This window comes from Euzebyales bacterium, assembly GCA_036374135.1.
Taxonomy (GTDB): Bacteria; Actinomycetota; Nitriliruptoria; order Euzebyales; family JAHELV01; genus JAHELV01.
Genome location: DASUUK010000097.1, coordinates 23,441 through 38,959, shown reverse-complemented (window position 1 = coordinate 38,959; position 15,519 = coordinate 23,441). Strand labels below are relative to the sequence as shown.

At 70.8% G+C, this 15,519-nt stretch carries 17 protein-coding genes; 14 read left to right on the top strand and 3 right to left on the bottom strand.

Features of this window, described 5'->3' with window-relative positions:
* The 6 genes from VFZ70_16320 to VFZ70_16295 all read left to right on the top strand — a co-directional run.
* The coding region (locus VFZ70_16320; GenBank protein HEX6257375.1) for a proton-conducting transporter membrane subunit at positions 1-1,240 on the top strand (1,240 nt) is incomplete at its 5' end.
* A gap of 106 nt (positions 1,241-1,346) precedes the next feature.
* Positions 1,347-1,982: a Na+/H+ antiporter subunit E gene (locus tag VFZ70_16315; GenBank protein HEX6257374.1), complete on the top strand. Its 636-nt coding sequence runs from the start codon at positions 1,347-1,349 to the stop codon at positions 1,980-1,982.
* Positions 1,979-2,242, top strand: coding sequence for a monovalent cation/H+ antiporter complex subunit F (locus VFZ70_16310; GenBank protein HEX6257373.1), 264 nt, complete (start codon positions 1,979-1,981; stop codon positions 2,240-2,242). Before VFZ70_16315 ends, VFZ70_16310 begins: the two co-directional genes overlap by 4 nt.
* Before the next feature lie 2 nt (positions 2,243-2,244).
* On the top strand, positions 2,245-2,607 hold the full coding sequence (gene mnhG / locus VFZ70_16305) for a monovalent cation/H(+) antiporter subunit G (GenBank protein HEX6257372.1): 363 nt from the start codon (positions 2,245-2,247) through the stop codon (positions 2,605-2,607).
* 87 nt (positions 2,608-2,694) lie between these two features.
* Positions 2,695-4,350, top strand: a complete 1,656-nt coding sequence (locus VFZ70_16300; GenBank protein HEX6257371.1) for a hypothetical protein — start codon at positions 2,695-2,697, stop codon at positions 4,348-4,350.
* 213 nt (positions 4,351-4,563) lie between these two features.
* The gene (locus VFZ70_16295; protein HEX6257370.1) at positions 4,564-5,652 is read left to right on the top strand and encodes a serine/threonine-protein kinase; all 1,089 of its coding nucleotides are present in this window, start codon (positions 4,564-4,566) and stop codon (positions 5,650-5,652) included.
* Here the strand turns inward: VFZ70_16295 and VFZ70_16290 are convergent.
* The gene (locus tag VFZ70_16290; GenBank protein ID HEX6257369.1) at positions 5,630-6,355 is read right to left on the bottom strand and encodes an IspD/TarI family cytidylyltransferase; all 726 of its coding nucleotides are present in this window, start codon (positions 6,353-6,355) and stop codon (positions 5,630-5,632) included. The genes VFZ70_16295 and VFZ70_16290 overlap by 23 nt on opposite strands.
* Before the next feature lie 71 nt (positions 6,356-6,426).
* Here VFZ70_16290 and VFZ70_16285 point away from each other — a divergent pair, with 71 nt between their 5' ends.
* The 6 genes from VFZ70_16285 (at position 6,427) to rlmB (ending at position 11,589) form a co-directional block, all read left to right on the top strand.
* Entirely contained in the window at positions 6,427-6,960 is a 534-nt protein-coding gene (locus tag VFZ70_16285; GenBank protein ID HEX6257368.1) for a hypothetical protein, read from the top strand.
* Between the two features lie 141 nt (positions 6,961-7,101).
* A complete protein-coding gene (gene disA, locus VFZ70_16280; protein ID HEX6257367.1) occupies positions 7,102-8,172 on the top strand; it encodes a DNA integrity scanning diadenylate cyclase DisA in 1,071 nt (356 codons plus the stop codon).
* Positions 8,173-8,343: 171 nt separating this feature from the next.
* Complete coding sequence (locus VFZ70_16275; GenBank protein HEX6257366.1) at positions 8,344-8,826, top strand: CarD family transcriptional regulator; 483 nt, start codon at positions 8,344-8,346, stop codon at positions 8,824-8,826.
* A gap of 14 nt (positions 8,827-8,840) precedes the next feature.
* A complete protein-coding gene (gene ispF, locus VFZ70_16270) occupies positions 8,841-9,326 on the top strand; it encodes a 2-C-methyl-D-erythritol 2,4-cyclodiphosphate synthase (GenBank protein ID HEX6257365.1) in 486 nt (161 codons plus the stop codon).
* 36 nt (positions 9,327-9,362) lie between these two features.
* Entirely contained in the window at positions 9,363-10,742 is a 1,380-nt protein-coding gene (gene cysS / locus VFZ70_16265) for a cysteine--tRNA ligase (protein HEX6257364.1), read from the top strand.
* Positions 10,743-10,878: 136 nt separating this feature from the next.
* Positions 10,879-11,589, top strand: coding sequence for a 23S rRNA (guanosine(2251)-2'-O)-methyltransferase RlmB (rlmB, locus tag VFZ70_16260; GenBank protein ID HEX6257363.1), 711 nt, complete (start codon positions 10,879-10,881; stop codon positions 11,587-11,589).
* A 137-nt stretch (positions 11,590-11,726) separates the two neighbouring features.
* On the opposite strand, the gene VFZ70_16255 is transcribed toward rlmB, so the two are convergent.
* The gene (locus tag VFZ70_16255; GenBank protein HEX6257362.1) at positions 11,727-12,326 is read right to left on the bottom strand and encodes a hypothetical protein; all 600 of its coding nucleotides are present in this window, start codon (positions 12,324-12,326) and stop codon (positions 11,727-11,729) included.
* Positions 12,327-12,368: 42 nt separating this feature from the next.
* On the opposite strand from VFZ70_16255, the gene VFZ70_16250 reads away from it, so the two are divergent.
* Both VFZ70_16250 and VFZ70_16245 read left to right on the top strand, forming a co-directional pair.
* Complete coding sequence (locus tag VFZ70_16250; GenBank protein HEX6257361.1) at positions 12,369-13,142, top strand: SURF1 family protein; 774 nt, start codon at positions 12,369-12,371, stop codon at positions 13,140-13,142.
* A 9-nt stretch (positions 13,143-13,151) separates the two neighbouring features.
* Positions 13,152-13,943: an HAD-IIA family hydrolase gene (locus VFZ70_16245; GenBank protein ID HEX6257360.1), complete on the top strand. Its 792-nt coding sequence runs from the start codon at positions 13,152-13,154 to the stop codon at positions 13,941-13,943.
* 97 nt (positions 13,944-14,040) lie between these two features.
* On the opposite strand, the gene VFZ70_16240 is transcribed toward VFZ70_16245, so the two are convergent.
* Complete coding sequence (locus VFZ70_16240) at positions 14,041-15,435, bottom strand: gamma-glutamyltransferase (protein ID HEX6257359.1); 1,395 nt, start codon at positions 15,433-15,435, stop codon at positions 14,041-14,043.
* Positions 15,436-15,519: the final 84 nt, after the last annotated feature.

The window sequence follows — 15,519 nt, the reverse complement described above, 5'->3', positions numbered from 1 at the left end:
GTACGCCCTCGGCCAGCTCGACGACGAGCGCGAGGGCAAGCTGTACTTCCACCCCGTCTACCTGGTGCTGGCGGCCGGAATCGCCGCGTCGTTCCTGACCGGCGACCTGTTCAACCTGTTCGTCGCCTTCGAGGTCATGCTGATCGCGAGCTATGTGCTGATCACGCTCGGGGCGAACCGCGGGCAGGTCCGCGCCGGCATGACGTACGTCGTCATCAACCTGCTCGCGTCAACGATGTTCGTCGCGGCCGTCGCGTTCGTCTACGCCGCGACCGGCACCGTCAACCTCGCGCAACTCGCGATCCGGCTGGCGGAGCTGCCCGATGCGCTGCGCACCGCGCTGGGCTACCTGCTGCTGGTCGTGTTCGGTGTGAAGGCGGGCATCTTCCCGCTCTTCTTCTGGCTGCCGGACTCGTACCCCACCGCGCCCACGCCCGTGACGGCGCTGTTCGCCGGGTTGCTGACCAAGGTCGGCGTCTACACGCTCATCCGGACGCAGACGCTGCTGTTCCACACCGACGGGGCGCCGTCGCTGGTGATCCTGGCGATCGCCGGAGCGACCATGCTGGTCGGCGTGCTCGGAGCGATCGCGCAGGACGACATCAAACGGATCCTCAGCTTCCACATCATCAGCCAGATCGGCTACATGATCTTCGGGCTCGGTCTGTTCACGCTCGCCGGCATCGCCGGAGCCGTCTACTACATCATCCACCACATCGTCGTCAAGACGTCACTGTTCCTCGTCGGCGGCATGGTCGAGACCGCGTCCGGCTCGGGCTCGCTGCGGCATCTGGGCGGCGTCGCGCGTCGCGCGCCCGTGCTGGGCCTGCTGTTCCTGACCGCGGCGTTCAGCCTAGCCGGCCTGCCGCCGTTCAGCGGGTTCGTCGCCAAGCTGGCACTGGTGCAGGAGGGGCTGACGCTCGACCGCGGCGCCATCGTCGCGGTGAGCCTGCTGGTCAGCCTGCTGACGCTGTTCTCGATGACCAAGATCTGGGGAGGGGCCTTCTGGGGCAGGCCCGAGGATGTCGAGGGCAGGCTCGCGTCGTCGGACCGGTCGCTGCGCATGAAGCTGAACCCGTTGATGCTGGGATCGACCGTCGTCCTGGTCGGCATCAGCGTCGCGATCTCGGTGTTCGCGACGCCGCTGTACGGCCTGTCGGAACGTGCAGCCGAGACGCTCGTCGAGCGCGACCCGTACGTCGACGCCGTGCTCGGCCCCGACGAGGTGGCCCGGCCATGAGTGTTCGAAGCAACGGTCGCGTCCACTGCCTCGAGAGGTCTGACACCGTCGCGTTGAGGCACACATGGGTGCGTGCCTCAAGGAGCGGCAGCGGTAGGCACACGTCATGAGTGGGCGGCGCAACGGGGTGCGCGACCGGCGGGCGGGTGACACGTCGACCGGGCGGCGATGGCCGATGCTGGTCGCGCTGATCATCATGTGGATCGCGCTGTGGGGCACGCTGTCGATCGCCAACATCCTCGGCGGTGCAGCTGTGGCCGTCGCGGTGCTGGCGTTCGCCGGACGGGTGAAGCCACGTCCCGTGCGCAACGTCCACCCGGCAGCCGCGCTGCGCTACCTGCGCACGTTCGCGATGCAACTCGTCGTGGCCAACTGGCAGGTGATCAAGGCGGTCCTGCGTCCGGACACCATCAATCCCGGCATCCTGGCGATGCCGCTGCACCACGCATCGGACGCCGTCGTCACCCTGGTGGCCAACAGCATCACGCTGACGCCGGGCACACTGACGCTCGAAACCGAGCGACGCGACGATGTGGCCGTGCTCTACGTCCACACGCTCGACCTCGCAGACGCGGACGGTGTGCGCGAGGACATCTGTGAGCTCGAGGTGCTGGCAGTCGATGCGTTCGCGGGTAGGAACGCGCAGGCGGTGCAGGCGCGGACGCTGGCGGAGTTGGAGGAGGGCCTCCGCCCGTCGACCGATGGCGACCGTCCTCACGCCGGCGGAGAGGAAGCGCAGTGACGTACCTGTTGGGGCTGTGCCTGACGATCCTGCTCGCAGCAGGTGGTCTGGCGCTGGCGCGCGTGATCCGGCGTGGAGCGAGCGTCGCCGAGCGCATCGTGGCGCTCGACCTGCTGTTGCTCATCGGCGTGATGGGGATCGCCGTGTACTCGGTGCTGCGGGACACGGGCGTGTTCCTCGACGTGCTCGTCGTGGTCTCGCTGGTGGGCTTCGTCAGCACGATCACGGTCGCCCGGTTCATCGAACGCAGGGGGATCTGAGCATGCTTGCGATCCTGATCGACATCGTGGTGGGCATCCTGCTGCTGGCCGGTTGCCTGCTCGCGTTGATCGCCGCGGTCGGGCTGCATCGCTTTCCGGACCTGTTCTGCCGGATGCATGCGGCCACGAAGCCCGCGACACTCGGGATGCTCTGCATCGCGGTGGCGGTCGGCATCGCGGTGCCCGTGCAGGGCTCGGTGGTGAAGCTGCTTCTGGTGGTGGTCCTGCAGTTCCTGACCGCACCGGTGGCCGCGCACATGGTCGGGCGGGCCGCGTACAAGTCGGGCATCGAGATGGCCTCCTCGACGATCCTCGACGAGCTCGGCCGCTCCGACCGCGCCAACCGCTACGGCGCGGCCGGCTGATACCGCCGTCCCCGCGGCCGCATGGTCCGCCCAGCGGACCTTGCGTATGCTGGCGGGGCGATCGGTGCGTGCGACACAACAGGGCGGGTGAGCCGCTGGGGAGCGATGGGCGAGCTGACGGGGACGACGTTCGCAGGTCTGAACGTGCGCGACGCCATCAGGAGCGATCTCGTCAGCACGATCTACACGGCGGTCGATCCCCGCGACGATCGTCTGCTCGTGCTGCGGGTCGTCGCCGCTGACCTGTGCGCCACGGGCGGCGACGACCGCGAGCTGTACCGGCGGTTCCTGCGCAGGGCCGCCGCAGCGCTGACCTTCGAGCACCTGCACGCCCCGCGGATCGAGGAGGTCGGCGAGCACCGCGGCCGGGGATATCTCGTCGCGTCGTCGGTGGACACCGTGCCGCTCGGGGAGTTCATCGATGAGCGGGGCCCGTTGGACATCGACGCGGCACTCGAGCTGTTCTCCCAGGTCGCGGACGTCCTCGACGCCAGCCATCACGCCAGTCTGAATCACGGTGCGGTCAACCCCACCACATTGCGCATCGTGCCGACCGCCCATGGCGTGCCACCCCAGGTCAACCTGACCGGCTTCGGGATCGGCGCGCTCCTCGAGCTGCGCCTGCGCCGCGACCGCAGGCAGTTGCGCTCCGTCGACGAGCTCCAGTACGTCGCACCGGAGCAGTTGCGCAGCCAGCCGTTGACGGCCTGGGCGGACCAGTACGCCATGGCGTGCGCGTTCGTCCACGCCGTGACCGGTTCGCCGCCGTTCGTGCGCAACTCCGTCGGCGGCCTGTTCGGTGCACACCTGTTCGTCGAACCGACGCTCGTCCCTTCTCTGGCCGGCGGCCCGATCGCGAAGGCACTGGCGAAGGAACCGCGTGACCGCTACGCGACGTGCGGACAACTCGTCGCCGATCTGGAGCGCGCCAGGCGGAGCGCCGAGAACCGGAGACGCGCCGACGTGCGGCGCCGGGAGACGGTGGCGCACCCCTGGGTGCACGATCTCGAAGCAGCCGAGGGTGTCGAGCCGGAGGCGGGTGCGCCTGCTGGCGACCCCTCGTTGAGCTCCCGGCACGACACCGACCCACCACCGACGGCAACGGACGGCCGGGACGACGACCTGTGGCCGCCGCCGGCTGACGATGCGGCGCAGTCGGTGGGGCCGCCGTCCGCCTCCGATGGGGCCGATCCGTCGGTGTCCCCGCCCCCGGCTGACGACGTGCCGACGTCGCCCGGTGGCGACGACCGCGAGTACGACGCGGACGGACCGGCTCTGCCCGTCACCCGCGCCGCGTCGGCTCCGGCGGACGCCGCCGACGACGCGGGGATCAGCTACACCGCGGACGGGCAACGGATCATCGCGCTGCCCGCTCGCAGCGGTGGCGACGAGCCGGCGGACGCGGACGACGCCCTGTCCAATGGTCGGCGTCTGATGTCCGCAAGGACGGGTAGCCCGTCACGAGGTGATGACAACTCTTCGACTCATGTCCGGTCCACGCCTGACATGACGTACCCTACAACTGGGAACGAATCCGGCGCACGGCCAGGGTCGGCCGACGTGCGGGATGTCAAGACCGGCACCACGGGCGCCAACGACGACGTCCCACTGCTCTCGGATGTGCTCCGCGACCGGCCCGAGCTCGAACCGTCGGAAGTGTGGCGCCCCTCGGGAGCGCTGGTCGCGATGTTCTTCGTCGTCATGGTCGTGACAGCTGTCGTGGTGTGGGTTCTGTTGTCATGACCGCCACGTCCACGAGCGGAACGGGTCGTGGTGGTCGTAGGGATGCAACCCTGAGGGAGGGTCGGTGGACGGGGTGACAACGGTACGGCGGATGAGCGCCGTCGCGCCGCCCGACGGGGACACGTCCGTGAGGCGACGCCGTGACCTCGGCGGGCGGTCCCCGTCGTGTGCCCGCGGCTGCACCCCGAGGTCGGAGAGGTCGGAGGGGACCGCGTGAGCGCCGTGCCACAGCAGCCGCTGCCGGAACCGACGTCGCTCGGTACGTACACCCTGCAGTCGGTGGTCGGGTCCGACCTGACGACCACCACCTACCGGGCGATCGACGACGTGGGCACCCCGGTGGCGCTCCGCGTCGTCGACGACGCGGTTGCCGGGCACGCACGTGCGGTGAAGGGGTTCCTGCACGTGAACCGCCGCGTGTCCGCTGTGGCGCACCCGCACCTGCTGACCGTCGTCGACCAGGGCACCGTCGGAGGCACTCCGTACGCGGCGACCACCTGGCGGGACGGGGTGTCTCTGGGCGACCTGCTGCTGGAGGCGGCGCCGCTCGACATCGACGACGCGCTGCGGCTGGGTGGGCAGTTGGCCGAGGCGCTCGACGCGATCCATCACCATGGCATCGTGCACGGCACTGTCGGACTGCCGTCGGTGTGGATCAGACGTCGCCCGGGCAGCCGGGTGCCACCCAGCGCGGCCGTGACAGGCTTCGGGACGAGCCATCTGCTGGGACCGGTGCTCCAGGGGGTCGAGGACGACCCCGCGGCTCCCGACCTGCTGTTCGTCGCTCCCGAGCAACTGCAGGGTCAGCCGGCGGGTCCCGCATCGGACCAGTACGCGCTGGCCTGCATCCTGTACACCGCACTGACAGCGACCACGCCGTACCAGGGTGAGACCAACAACGATCTGTTCGGTGCGCACCTGTTCGGCCAGGCGCGGCCGATCACCGAGCTGCGGCAGGATCTCGACGACCGCTGGGACGCGCTCTTCGCCCGCGCGCTGTCCAAGGATCCCGAAGAGCGGTACGACAACTGCCGGACCCTGCTGCTCGAGGCCGGACGGTGCGGTCGCCGGCGCCCGGCGCGCGAGGTGTCGTCGGCGCGTCCGGTCGCCGTCTCGGCGGCCGACGACGTCGCCGAGTTCGAACCCGCTCCCCGGCGCACGTTGCGGATCGTGCTGATCGTTCTGCTGCTGGTCGTGCTCGGCCTTCTCGCGGCACTCGAGCTCGATGTGATCGGCTCGCCCGACGCCGCCGCGTCGAGCTCGCCGGTGCTCATGGCGGTCATCGCGCCGGGTGGCGGCTGACGCCCCGTTCGCGCTCGGCGGCGATGCGTTCCGCGGTTGCGAGATCGGCCGCGAAGGTCACCTTGAGGTTGTCGGTGTCGCCGGGCTCGGCGGCGATCTGCAGGTCGGTGTAGCGGGCGACGGTCTCCACGGTGTCGACACCCGCGAACCCCTGGTGCGACGCTGCCCGATACGCCTCGAGCAGCGCCCGGGACCGGAACGCCTGCGGCGTCTGGACCCGGTGCAGATCGCGCGCCTGGAGAACGAGGCGCCCATCGGGCGTCGCGCGGTAGACGCCGTCGCCGAGCTCGAGGACCGGCACGGCGCCACCCACCCGACGTGCGGATGCAACGACGCGGCCGATGAGCCCCGTGGTGACGAAGGGACGGGCGCTGTCATGGATGGCGACGGTGTCGACGGCGCCGCTGTCGATGTCCCCGGCAATCGCCTCGAGCCCGGCGCGCTCGCTCGCCTGCCGGTTCGCACCCCCGACCACGGTGCGCACGCTGGCGGCGAGGCCGGTGTCGCGGAGCAGGGCGTCGATGCGCGGGCGGTCCTCGTCGCGGATGACCAGCACGACGCGGTCGATCGCCTCACAGTCGGCGAACGCCCTCAGGGACCACTGCAGCAGCGGTCGTCCGCCCACGGTCGCGAAGACCTTGGTGTCGGCCCGCCGCATCCGGGTGCCACTGCCCCCGGCGAGCAGGATCGCCGCAGCGCCCACCGCCGTCCTCCGGCTCGTCGGCGCTTCCGTCGCGCGCCGTCGCTCGGATGCTACCGACTACGCTGGCGCGGATGACCGCGTCACCGCACGAGCCGCTCGCACACGTCTGGGGTGGTGTCTGGGCGGGTGGGTCCGACGATCGCGTCGGCGCGTTCGAGGGCGTGCTGGCCGGCGTCCTCGTCGTGGGCCGGAAGTCCCGCCCGGCGGCCGCGCGGCCCACACCCGTGCACGGTGCGACGGGCCCCGCCATCGCGTCCGTGATCCGGCAGCTGCCACCGACCGCGGCGTCGTTCGCGTGGCTGGCCGACACGACGCCGTCCATGGCCGCGCTGCTCGCGATGTGTGAGCGCCTGCCCGGGCACGACGCCGTGATCGTCGCGAGACCCGTGAGTGACGCCGTCAAACGGGTCGACCGCGGCATGGTCGTGGCCGGCGTCGACCGTGGAGGCTTGTGCCGCCCCGGCCCGCCACTGCTGATCCGCGCGGCGACGGCGCGCGACCTGGTGGCGCCGGCGCTCGCCGCGGGGCGCGAGATGATCGCCGCGCTCGCGGCGAGTGGGTGTTCCGTGGCGGTCATGGAGCCCGCGGAGCTGGATGTGGCCTGAGCGCCACCGACGCATCGCCGGGCCGTCGGTCGTCCTGCTCGAGGAGGACCATCATTGGGCGCCGCGCGGTCGATGTCTTGTCCCGCCGTCGAGCGTCTACGCTTGGGAGCGCCGTGCCGGCATCACAACGAAGGAAGCCATGTGGCGGGAACCCTCGAAGAACGGCTCCGCGACGTGCTGCACAAGCTCGCGCCGGGGACCGTGCTGCGCGAGGGGATCGACCGCGTGATCAAGTCCGGCAAGGGCGCGCTCATCGTCATGGGGTCCTCTGAGGACGTCCAGCCGTTGGTCTCGGGCGGCTTCAAGATGGAGACCAAGTTCACCGCTCAGCGGCTGTCCGAGCTCGCCAAGATGGATGGCGCGATCGTCGTCGACGATGACGTCGACTACATCCTGTACGCCAACGTGCATCTCGTGCCCGATCCGTCGATCGCCACGTCGGAGACCGGGACCAGGCACCGCACTGCCGAGCGCACTGCGAAGCAGACCGGTGTGCCCGTCGTCAGCGTGTCGGAGTCCATGCAGATCGTGAGCCTGTACCTCGACGACTACAAGCACGTGTTCGAGGAGCCGAGCTCGTTGCTGTTCCGCGGCAACCAGGCGCTCTCGACGCTGGAGAAGTACCGGGTGCGCCTCGACGAGGTGTCGGCGTCGCTGTCGGCCTTGGAGATCGAGAACGTCGTGACGCTGCGCGACGTCCTCGTCGTCCTCCAGCGCGCGGAGATGGTACGACGCATCTCCGACGAGATCGGGGCCTACGTGCTGGAGCTTGGCACGGACGGCCGGCTGCTGCAGCTGCAGCACAACGAGCTCATGGCGCGCGTCGACGACGAGCGCGAACTGGTCGTGCGCGACTACATCGTCGACCGGCGTCACAAGCTCGAGAAGACGCTCGACGGCCTCGACGAGCTCGACGCACAGGAACTGCTCGACCTGTCGATCCTCGCCGAGCTGCTGGGATATGACATCAACGGCGACGACATGGATCGTGCGGTCGCGCCACGCGGCTACCGCCTGCTCTCCCGTGTTCCGCGCCTGCCCGACTCGATCGTCAACAAGCTGGTCGAGCGCTACCGGTCGCTGCAGCGCCTGATGGAGGCCAGCCTCGAGGACCTCGATGAGGTGGAGGGTGTCGGGGTGACCCGGGCGCGTGCCATCAAGGAGGGTCTGGCCAGGCTCGCCGAGTCGTCGATCCTCGAACGGTACGCCTGACCCGCACCTTTGCACCATATGGCCGGATCGGGCGGCCATGGCCTCCTGCTATCATTGGATGACCGGGCGCGGTAGCTGGCCGCGCCATCCCAGATGCGAACGACGAAGACCTCCACGCGACCGGCGGTCGGGGTGGGCTGGCCGTCACGTTGTCGACGAGGACGAACGCCTATGGCATATCAGGTTGGGGACACCGTGGTCTATCCGCACCATGGCGCTGCGGTCATCGAGCGCCAGGAGACGCGGATGATGGAGGGCCAGGAGCGTGACTACCTCGTGCTCCGCCTCACCTACGGTGATCTCACACTCATGGTGCCGGCGGACGCCACCGACGAGGTCGGCCTGCGCAACGTGTGTACGAGCAAGGAGGTCGACGCCGTCTGGGAGGTCCTGCGCGACCGCGACTTCTCGATGCCGACCAACTGGTCGCGCCGGTTCAAGGCGAACTACGAGAAGCTCAAGTCGGGCGACATCTTCCAGGTCGCCGAGGTGGTCCGCAACCTGTCGATCCGCGAGCGCGACAAGGGCCTGTCGGCCGGCGAGAAGCGGATGCTGACCAAGTCCCGCCAGATCCTGGTCTCCGAGCTGTCCGCCGCCATCTCCAAGTCGGAGGAGGACACCGAGGCCATGATCGAGGACGTCCTGGCGACCTGACGGAGCCTTTCGCGGTGCGCATCGGTCAGGGTGTCGATATCCATCCCTACAGCGTCGATGACCACCGGCGGCTGGTTCTGGGAGGCGTGCGCATCCCCGACGAGCCAGGGCTCGACGGGCACAGTGACGCCGATGTCGTCCTGCACGCGACCGTCGACGCGCTGCTCGGCGCGGCCGGTCTTGGCGACATCGGCACGCTGTTCGGCAGCGACGAACCCGAGTACGAGGGTGCGGACTCGCAGCTGTTCCTCGCGGGTGCGCTGAGCCAGGTCGCCGGCCATGGATGGCAGGTCGCGAACCTCGACATCACGCTGATCGGTCAGCGTCCCCGCATCGGCCCCTACCGCGACCGCATCTGCGCGTCGGTCGCGAACCTGCTGGGCATCAAGTCCGAGCAGGTCAACGTCAAGGCCACCACCAGCGATCAGCTCGGCTTCGTGGGCAGGGGAGAGGGCCTGGTCTGTATGGCGGTCGTGCTGCTCGTGGCACCGACCGACTGACGACAGCCGACCCCGACGACCATCAAGGATTTCGTCATGCAGTTGTTCAACACGTTGTCCGGCGCCGTCGAGCCGTTGCGACCCCGTGACGAGGGACGCGTGGGGATCTACGTCTGCGGCCCGACCGTGCAGGGACCGCCACACTTCGGCCACGCACGCGCGCAGCTCGTTCCCGACGTGCTGCGGCGCTACCTCGAGTTCGCCGGCTACCAGGTCACGCTGGTCCGCAACATCACCGACATCGAGGACAAGATCATCGCGGCGGCGGCCGCCGAGGGTCGGACCGCCGCGGCGCTTGCCGAGCACTACACGCGTGTGTGGGAGCGCGAGATCGAGCGCCTCGGTGTGCGTGCGCCCGACGTCGTGCCGCGTGCGACCGGTCACGTGCCGGAGATCCTCGAGCTGATCACCGCTCTGGTGGAGCGCGGTGCCGCCTACCCGGCGGGCGGCGACGTCTACTTCTCGGTCCGCGCGTTTGCCGACTACGGGAAGCTGTCGGGCCGCCGTCCCGACGAGCTGCGCGCAGGCGCACGCATCGCGCCGGACGAGCGCAAGCGTGATCCGCTCGACTTCGTGCTGTGGAAGGGCGCCAAGCCGGGCGAGCCCTCGTGGAGCTCGCCGTGGGGCCCCGGTCGGCCGGGCTGGCACATCGAGTGCTCAGCCATGTCGACCCGGTACCTGGGTGCCGACTTCGATGTCCACACCGGTGGCACCGACCTGCAGTTCCCGCACCACGAGAACGAGATCGCGCAGTGGGAGGCCGCGACCGGTCAGCCGTTCGCGCGTCACTGGCTGCACAACGGCATGCTCACGCTCGACCAGACCAAGATGAGCAAGTCGCTCGGCAACATCATCTCGCTGTCAGAGGCGATCGACCGCTACGGCGCCGGCACACTGCGGATGTACTACCTGCGTGCCCACTACCGCAAGCCGATCGAGTTCGGCGAGGCACGGCTCGAGGAGGCGGCCGCCGCGTACGAACGTCTCGCAGGCTTCCTGCGGGCCACGCGGACGCTGGACGTCGACGACGCGTCCGACGTCGCCGATGGGGCCCGGGCCGCGTTCCGCGAGGCGATGGATGACGACCTGGCCACGCCGCGTGCGCTGGCGGGCATCTTCGACCTGGTCGCCATCGGCAACCAGCACCTCGACGCGGGCCGTGCGGGTGCCGCCGCCGCCGTGCGGGACACGGTGACCGAGCTCGCCGGGGTGCTCGGGTTCGACTTCGTCGAGGACGCCGGCGGGGACCAGCAGCTCGTCGACGGTCTGGTCGGGGAACTGGTGGCGCTGCGCGACGAGGCGCGGTCGCACCGCGACTTCGCCAGCTCGGACCGCATCCGGGACCGGCTCCACAAGCTGGGCATCGAGCTCGAGGACTCGCGCGACGGGACGCGCTGGCACCTGGCCCGACGATGACCGGCGCCGGCCACACCGTCTGGGGACGGCTGCGGAGCTCTGCGGTGCGATCCCTCCCCACGTCGAGCGGCGGCGCCGATCTGGGAACGGTCGCCGACGTCCGCGCTGGGACGCGTCCCCGGATCGGTCGCTGAGCGTGCCGGTCGTCCCGGGTCGCCGCCCCGTCGCCGAGGCGTTGCGCGCCGGTCGTGACCTCGTCGAGGTGGTCGTCGACCGCCGTCGCGTGGCCGCGCTGACCGAGCTGCTGGCCGTCGCCGCGGAGGCCGGTGTCGACGTGCGGCCGGTACCGGCCGCGGAGCTCGACGAGCTCACCGGCGGCGTCACACATCAGGGGGTGGCGGCGGTCGCCTCCGCGCCTCGCGCAGTCGGCGTCGGCGATCTCGACGGCGACCTCGTGGTCGTGCTCGACGGCATCACCGACCCGCACAACCTCGGAGCTATCGCACGCGCGGCCGAGGTCGCGGGTGCGTGCGGGCTGATGCTGCCGCGCCGGCGCAGCGCGCACCACTCGCCCGCGGCCGAGAAGACGTCGGCCGGCGCGCTCAGCTGGCTGCCCGTCATCGTCGTTCCCAACATCGCCACGGGAGTCGCGCAGCTCGCCGACGCCGGGTACTGGTCGGTGGGCCTCGACGGCGGCGCCACGACCTCGCTGTGGGAGTCGAACCTGCTCGAGGGGCGCGTCGCTGTCGTCATCGGGGCGGAGGGCACCGGACTGTCACGCCTTGTCGCCGAACGCGTCGACCAACTGGTGTCGATCCCGATGCGGGGCCGGCTGAGGTCGCTCAACGCGAGCACCGCCGCCGCGGTCGCGTTGTTCGAGGTCGTCCGCCGCGCCACCGGCGGCTGAGCGGCGCCGGCGGAGTGCGGGGCGGGGCGTGCCGGGCGCCCCGCAACTGGTGCCGGTGGGGCGGTGTCGGCTGCCGCGGAAGTGGGGTGTGGCAGGTGGGGCCTGTGGGGCGGTGTCGGCTGCCATGCGGAACGGGGTCAGTCGGGGCGGGTGCGCAGGCCCAGGCGCAGCAGTGCGTAGGCGGCGAGCGTGCGCCGGCTCTCGGCGTCGCCGAGCGGGTCGTCGGCCAGCTCGAGGCGCGCGAGCTCGTCGACGCGGGCGGCCGTCAGTGCCTGCGCGGCGAGCAGGCCGTCCGACCCGCCCTCGTCACGCAGGCGCGCGACGGCCGACGCGCGCCGGATCCACCGGCCGCGCAGCGCGAGCCACACCGTGAGCGCGAACAGGATCGGGAAGGCGGCGGTCAGCGGGACGGCCAGGTCGGCCAGCCGCATGATCGACTCCTGCCCGTTGGCGCTCGCCGTGGCCAGCTCGCGGGCGCCGGCGATGATCGCGTCGAACGGTGACGCCAGCACATCGCCCACCAGCTGCAGGCTGCGCACCTGCTCGCTCGCTCCAGTGAGCGCGTTGGCAAGCCCGGTGCTGGCCTCACCGACCCGGCGCGCCGGCCGGGACAACCGGTCGAGCTCGTCGTGCAGCCGCAGCCCGAGCAGGATCCATCCAGCCGACCAGCCCGCGAGCAGCAGATCACCGCCAACCTGACGCGCGATGCGGGGCGAACGTTCGGCGTAGATCTTCACACTGCGGCCATTCGCTGGCGTCGGGGCAGGATGGGAGGCGTCATGTACCGGTTCCTTCTGCGGCCACGCTGGATCGCGGGCCACCTGCTGGTGATCGTCACCGTCGTCGCCTTCGTCAACCTGGGATTCTGGCAGCTCCGGCGCCTGGAGGAGCGACGCGCGACCAACGACCTGATCGCCGCGCGCGTCGCAGCCTCGCCACAGCCGTTGGACGACGCAGTCGCAGCCGCGTCCGGTGACATCGACGCGCTGGAGTTCCGCCGCGTCGAGCTCAGTGGCACCTTCGACGACGGGCAGCTGCTGACCGCACCGCGCGCCATCCCCGGCGGGCCCGGCCAGCAGGTGCTCGCCGTGTTCCAGACCGACGACGGGCCCGACGTGCTCGTCGACAGGGGCTGGGTCCCATTCGACCGCGACCGTGTCGATGCACCGCCCGCCCCGACCGGCCCGGTCATGGTCCGCGGCGTCATCCGGGCGCCGGAACCCGGCCCGCTCGGCTCGGCGGACCAGATCGCACAGATCGCCCCGCCCAGGATCGCCGACCGGCTCGGCCTGACCCTCGCGCCCTACTACGTCCAGCTGCGCCGGCAGGACCCGCCGGCGTCCGACGCGCTGCGCCCGACCCCGCTGCCCGAACGCACCGAGGGCAACCACCTGTCGTATGCCGTGCAGTGGTTCAGCTTCGCCGTGATCGCCGTCGTGGGCTACCCGCTGCTGATCCGCCGGACCGCGCGGACACGCGGGCGCGACGGCGAGGGCCGACCGTCAGCTTCCGGTCATCCCGACGTCAGCGTGTCGTCGGCGGCGGGCCGGTAGCCTGACGCCATGCCTGACGAGACCGCCATCTCCAACGTGCTGCTCGACATGGACGGCGTGCTCGTGCACGAGCAGCACGCGATCGAGGGCGCCGCCGCGTTCGTCTACGACCTCCGCGAACGTGAGATCCCGTTCATGGTGCTGACCAACAACTCGATCTACACGCCCCGCGACCTCAGTGCCCGCCTCGCGCGCTCGGGCATCGAGGTGCCGGAGGAGCGCATCTGGACGTCGGCGCTGGCGACCGCCCGGTTCCTGGACAGCCAGCGGCCTGAGGGCACCGCCCATGTGGTGGGGGAGTCGGGGTTGACGACCGCACTGCACGAGATCGGGTATGTCATGGTCGACGCCGAGCCCGACTACGTCGTCCTCGGCGAGACACGCAACTACAGCTTCACCGCGATCACCCGGGCCATCCAGCTGATCCACGACGGCGCACGGTTCATCGCCACCAACCCCGACCCGAGCGGACCATCCCGCGAGGGCATGTTGCCCGCGACGGGCGCGGTGGCGGCGTTGATGACGAAGGCGACGGGCATCGAGCCCTACTTCGTGGGCAAGCCCAACACGTTGATGATGCGCTCGGCGTTGAACGCGATGGAGGCGCACTCCGAGGACACCGTGATGATCGGCGACCGCATGGACACCGACGTCGTCGCCGGTCTCGAGGCCGGGATGCGCACGGTGCTGGTGCTGTCCGGCTCGACCAGGTCCGACGAGGTCGACCGGTTCCCGTACAAGCCGTGGAAGGTGGTCGACTCGATCGCCGACGTCGACAAGGACGAACTGTTCGCCGACTGAACAGCGGCGCCGGATCGGCTGAGCTCGGCCGGGCCGCAGCGCATGCGGTGTGTACGACGGCTCCGACCGCGGTGACGGTGCCACGACGTCGTGAGGCTCAAAGCAGCGCGACCGCGCCGTCCCGCCGCGGGTCGGCACCGGCTCCGGCGGCGGTGAGGATGCTCGCGCCACCGAAGTAGTGGTGCAGCTCGTTCCAGCGGCTGATGCGCCATCTCGCGGCCTCGAGCGCGGCGACGGCCTCGTCCGGGTAGCCCGGCTCGATGTGGGCGACGCCGTCGGTGGGATGCAGTCGCGGTCGGTGTGTGGCGGCCGATGGTTCGACCTCTTCGAGCAGGCATGCGGCCAGCACCTGGGCCAGCGCGGTGCGGATCCGGGAGCCGCCGGCCGCACCCGCGGCCGCCGCGAGATGCCCCCGATCGTCCAGCGCCACGCTCGGGACCATCATGCTGGCCATCCGGTCGCCGGGGGAGATGCCCTCGGTCAGCAGTTCGGTCTCGCCGAGCATGCTGTTGAGGTGCAGGTCGAGGCCCGGAACGTAGTGGCCGGCGCCCAGACCGAGGCTGGATGTGACCACGCAGGCGTTGCCGTCCGGATCGACCGCCGCGAGGTTGGTGGTGTCGCCGTGGCGGTCGTGCGATCCGAACGCGGCGGCGAACGCGGGAGCCCAGCGTCGCGGCGTGCCCGCATCGGCGGCCGGCAGACGTGCGAGATCCCGCAGGAACCCGGCGAGATCGCGGCGGGCGGTCACGTGGTACGGACCCAGACGCACGCCGGTCGGCGCAGGTTGCACGTCGACCTCGTAGGACGCGAGGTCCTCGCTGGTCAGCAGACCGCCCCGCTCGGCCGACATCTCCAGCATCCGCTCGGCCACGGTGCCCTTGGCGAAGCTCTCGGGCCCCTCGGCCGCCAGGAGATCGAACGCCGTCGCCAGACCTGGCTGCCGCAGCAGGTCACCGGCCTCCAACGGCCGGCCGCCCGCCGTGTAGATGGCGCCGCCCCGGTCGCGTCGGAGGCTCTCGAGCACCATCCGCAGGGTGAACGCGTGCCGGGCCGGCATGGGGACGCCCTCGACCGCGAGCGCCCGGGCCGGTGCGAGCAGCTCAGGCCAGTCCATGCGCCCCCACCGGCGATGGATGGCCCCGCAGCCGTGCGGCACGCCGGGCACCGCCACCGTGGCCATGCCGATGTCGTAGGCGATCACCTGCGAGCCGAACGCGATGTCGACCGGGAACCGCTCACCCTCGCGTGGACCGTCGCCCAGTCCGGGTACCGTGACGAAGAAGTCGACGAGGTGCGCCTCACGGCGCGCCTCGTCCCAGTGGACCGCGTACCCGCCACCGCCGAGGCCCGTCATGACCGTCTCCGCCACGCATGATGCGAACGTGGCGGCTACCGCGGCGTCCGCCGCGTTGCCCCCGGCCGCCAGGACCTCGAGCCCTGCCGCCGCGGTCGCGGGATGGCCGGCGGCAACGCCGGCGACGGGAGTGGACATGACGTGCGACCTGCCATTTCGCGTGCTGGGGCCATGATGGAGGTTCTTGCCGTTCAGAGCACCCGAGGCGGCCACACACCGCCG